This window comes from Okeania sp. SIO2F4 (assembly GCF_010672385.1).
Taxonomy (GTDB): Bacteria; Cyanobacteriota; Cyanobacteriia; order Cyanobacteriales; family Microcoleaceae; genus Trichodesmium.
In genome coordinates this window covers 1-3,727 of record NZ_JAAHGT010000942.1, presented here as the reverse complement: position 1 = coordinate 3,727, position 3,727 = coordinate 1, and the positions used below count along the sequence as shown (strand labels likewise).

The window sequence follows — 3,727 nt, the reverse complement described above, 5'->3', positions numbered from 1 at the left end:
CTGCTCCGCGAAACGCGGAGCGACATGAAAAACGCGCGTTGTGCGGAACGCTAAACGCGAGCCTCCAATCGACCAAGAGAGAAAAAAAATCATTTTAGCCAATCGTCTTCTTTATAAGAAGAGGTAATTATTCATTATTCATTATTCATTATTGAAATATCATTTGCAAAAACTATAGCACTATTAACCTTGGTTTGACTGAAATTAACTTACTTTACTTGATCAGATAAAAAATCCTCCCTTGACTATTATAAAATTTTGCACCACCAACTCAAAATTGGTATCAAATTTAGAAGTAAAATAAAATAAAAGTATTTCTGACAATCTGAGTAAATTATTCAACCTAAAATGTTATTTAATCTTAACTATACAGTAAAGTAGTGGTATTTTATCTCCCCAAGTTTTTCCGCGGAAAAAGGCTATTAGTATTTACAACCAGTACTCTTCCCACTAAACTAATCTATGCCTTGGTAGAAAGTAATTTTGCATTATAAATTTTTACAAATATGAGTAATCAGCCTTTGCAAATAGAATGGCAAATTGTTAAAGACTATAGCGATATTCTTTACCACAAAACTGACAGAATTGCCAAAATAACTATTAATCGTCCCCACAAACGTAATGCTTTTCGCCCTAAAACTGTATTTGAACTTTATGATGCTTTTGTTGACGCTCGTGAAGACCCAAATATTGGAGTAGTTTTGTTCACAGGTGCAGGACCTCATACAGATGGTAAATATGCTTTCTGTGCTGGTGGAGACCAAAGTGTGCGAGGTACAGCAGGTTATGTCGATGAAGCTGGAGTGCCACGGTTGAATGTCTTAGACTTACAAAGGTTAATTCGTTCCATGCCTAAAGTTGTCATAGCTCTAGTGGCTGGATATGCTATTGGTGGAGGTCATGTTTTGCATATTATTTGTGACCTAACTATTGCCGCAGATAATGCAATTTTTGGTCAAACTGGTCCCAAGGTAGGTAGTTTTGATGGTGGGTTTGGGGCTAGTTATTTAGCAAGAATTGTTGGTCAGAAAAAAGCACGAGAAATTTGGTTTCTCTGTCGGCAATATACAGCCCAACAAGCTTTGGAAATGGGTTTAGTGAATTGTGTTGTACCAGTGGAGGAGCTAGAAAAAGAAGGCATTAACTGGGCATCAGAAATTTTGGAAAAAAGCCCGATCGCTATTCGTTGTCTAAAAGCCGCTTTTAATGCTGATTGTGATGGACAAGCTGGTCTACAAGAATTGGCTGGTAATGCTACTCTTCTTTACTACATGACAGAGGAAGGAGCTGAAGGTAAAAAGGCATTCCTAGAAAAACGGCCTCCAGATTTTAGTAGATATCCTTGGCTACCTTGAACTACCCCACACTAACTCTAATCAACTATAAATAATAAGAATTTATGCATTAATAGGGGACTGCACTAACCTAAACTTACCTCCAAGCTTAGTTCTTACATTCCCCACCGCAGCACCAGAATGCTATTCAATCCATCTGTAGTATTTTGATTATTTCTGCTCTAATCAGTTATCAATTATCAGTACCTCTAGTTGAAGCTTCGGGATTGAAATACGAAATTCTCTTTTCTCTTGGTCGATTGGATATGCTTCGGTAACCCATCCATCCCTCTACCGCTTTTTATCCCCTTAAAAGGCTATCCCTTATAAAGAACTCCTAAAATTTTTTTTTGATAGGGAGATGGGGGGGATGGGGAGATGGGTAGGTGGGGGGAGTTTCGCCTCTAATTAAATACGTTTACTCTCCTATCATATCCATATGAATGGTAATAAACATAACCTTTTTCTAATGTCTAAGGTTTACGTTAAGAAATATATTTATAAAGCATAGCTTAAAAGAGGAGGCTTTAGACCACGATTTTTCGGTAATTATAGACGAGGTGGTCGGAAGAATTGTAAGATTAATTTTCTGCCCTTGTCTGCCCAAAATGCTAACTTTTTGAACTTTATTCGACCGAAAAACTTGTACTTTTTTCGACTCAAAAAGGATCAAGCATTGACATATAAGTGCTTTGATAATTAATCAACAATCCCGTATCTATTATACTTTGGTTATCCTATCCCGTTATAATTTGTGATTTAACCGAAGAAGATAACAGCTATTTTTCAGATGTATGCCTGAAAGCTATAAACTCCACTAGGAATTTAGCAAAATCATATATAAATTCAACAATGCCGTAAATTCCAGGGATAATCAATTTAAATAAAAAGGAAAATTAGACTAGATTTACTCAAACCTTGACTTAAATTTATTGCTCATTAAGAACCAAGCCCAAATGTATTAGTTAGTTGACGAATATTATTAGCAGTAGGTTTTAGGGGCAAAACTACTTCCAATTTTTCATCAATTTTCTGATGCCACATAACTATACTATTCCGATTTTCCCAGGATGGTGCAAAGGGAGGTAAAGCTAATGAGCAGGCTTTCCAATTACTTTCAACTTGTGTCATTAACTTTTGACAAACACCACCACGTCTTCCTTCTGGTGAATAGTATTGACAATGACGACAAGCTAGAATGGCTTTCATAAAAAATTTTCCTAAATTTATATTTACTTGACTTTAAATTATTTTTAATCCCTGGGACTTCATAGTTTTAATCGATTAAAACCATTATGACATCTAGCTTCTGAAGATTCCTATCAATTAACTTGATTTTATATTATTTTTATAATTCCGTTATAATTGGAAATATTTCGATAATAGCTGGCCAGTAAAATTGTATGAATAAATACATTATTTGGGTAAAATTAATGGGGATCAACCTAAAATGTAAGTCAGATGGAAGTAAAATAGGTAATATTTCAACTCATTACTTGGCAATATTCATCGTTACTAAGTACGTATAAACACAGGGAAAAAAGCTATCAAAAATTTTCAATCACTGATTAAGATAAATTAATTATTTTGTATTTTTAATTACATTTGGGGAGAGTAATAATTCCTTGAACGAAGTATCTTCAAAACGCAGGGCTGTCTCATTCCTTTTGTTGAATGATGGTATGATATTACAGGAGTAAGAAAAAGTTATACTATTTTACTAAATGCCGATTGCAGACAAAGCCTTAATAATTAAACCCCTTTCGTTGAAAAGTTTTCCGAAGTGAGGGGAATACTGAAAAGTTAAGCTCTAGGTTGACCTGAGTTCGGGATAAGCTGAAACTATTATTCTATCCTTGGCTATAATCCCCATTCCTTCATAAAATGATTAGCAAAATCGTCTTAATCTGAACTGACCTTAGGTGAAAACATTGGGAGTCCTGTAGGTGAAGCCTTCCCTATTACCGAAAAATTAAGGTTGAAACCCTCTCCTTTCAGGAAGAAAAAAGCGGTCGATCTTCGGAGCTGTCCGTAAGGATGGGATGGCGTTAGCGGAGGGAGCGGCTCTGCACTCTTCGGGAAACCTAGCCAGATCCAATGACCAAGAGAAGAAAAAATTTTCCTTTGAGTCAACCCTATCCGTTTTCAATAATTAATAATTAATAATTAAATAATTCGCGCCTTGAAGCCTCCCCTTGGATAGGGGAAAACAAAGACAATATTCCTTATATTCAATTGGTGTAACGGTTTTAACCTTCTTGTAATTATCAATTATCAATTATCCATTATCCATTAATGAACACTCCCTACTTCTCTCCCCATGACCACTGCTTAGTGGCGCAAATTGCACAGACTGACCAACGTTGAATTTCTCCCCCTGGAGAAATTCAACG

General features: G+C 35.8%; 2 protein-coding genes. One reads left to right on the top strand and one right to left on the bottom strand.

Annotated elements, in window-relative coordinates; all coding sequences use genetic code 11:
• The first annotated feature begins 521 nt into the window (after positions 1-521).
• The gene (menB, locus tag F6K22_RS35320; protein ID WP_293109195.1) at positions 522-1,355 is read left to right on the top strand and encodes a 1,4-dihydroxy-2-naphthoyl-CoA synthase; all 834 of its coding nucleotides are present in this window, start codon (positions 522-524) and stop codon (positions 1,353-1,355) included.
• Positions 1,356-2,273: 918 nt separating this feature from the next.
• Here menB and F6K22_RS35315 read toward each other — a convergent pair.
• A complete protein-coding gene (locus F6K22_RS35315; RefSeq protein WP_293109194.1) occupies positions 2,274-2,543 on the bottom strand; it encodes a hypothetical protein in 270 nt (89 codons plus the stop codon).
• Between the last annotated feature and the right edge of the window lie 1,184 nt (positions 2,544-3,727).

Bases quoted from the DNA above. Each gene is read 5' to 3' on its own strand.
- F6K22_RS35315 (WP_293109194.1), bottom strand. From the start codon at position 2,543: ATGAAAGCCATTCTAGCTTGTCGTCATTGTCAATACTATTCACCAGAA.